This is a genomic window from Inquilinus sp. 2KB_23, from assembly GCF_052115705.1.
Taxonomy (GTDB): domain Bacteria; phylum Pseudomonadota; class Alphaproteobacteria; order DSM-16000; family Inquilinaceae; genus Inquilinus; species Inquilinus ginsengisoli_A.
The window spans coordinates 1-502 of sequence record NZ_JBFRHF010000097.1 but is presented as its reverse complement, the minus strand read 5'-3'; the positions used below and the strand labels follow the sequence as shown (position 1 = coordinate 502).

Here is a 502-nt window from a genome sequence, read left to right as displayed (position 1 = left end):
GCTCCGCGATGGGTCCATGGGCGACGCCGACGCCCTTGGGCTTGCCGGTCGACCCCGAGGTGTAGATCACATAGGCCAGGTTCTCCGGGCACAGCGACACCACCGGCGCCACCGCCGCCTCGCCTGCCGCATCCTCGACCAGGATCCGCGCCGCCCCCGCCGGCAGCCGGTCCGACAGTGACGCCTGCGTCAGCACCAGGCGCAGCCCGCTATCCGCCACCATCTCCGCCAGCCGCGCCGGCGGCGCGTCCGATGCCAGAGGCACATAGGCCCCGCCCGCCTTCAAGACCGCGAGCAGCGACACCAGCATCTCCGGCGACCGCTCCAGCAGCACACCCACCAGCACATCCGGCCCTACACCCGACCGCACCAGGCGATGAGCCAGATGGTTCGCCCGCCGCTCCAGTTCGCCCCGGCTCACCTCGCGGTCGCCGAACACCACCGACACCCGATCCGGATCCGACGACGCATGCCCCGCGATCCAGTCCTGGACGCCTGGACG

The 502-nt window shown here is 72.1% G+C and carries 1 protein-coding gene; it reads right to left on the bottom strand.

Going from position 1 to position 502, the window contains the following annotated elements; translation table 11 throughout:
- Window positions 1–448: AMP-binding protein (locus AB4112_RS36065; protein WP_441727299.1), on the bottom strand; the 448-nt coding region annotated here is incomplete at its 3' end.
- Window positions 449–502 lie beyond the last annotated feature (54 nt).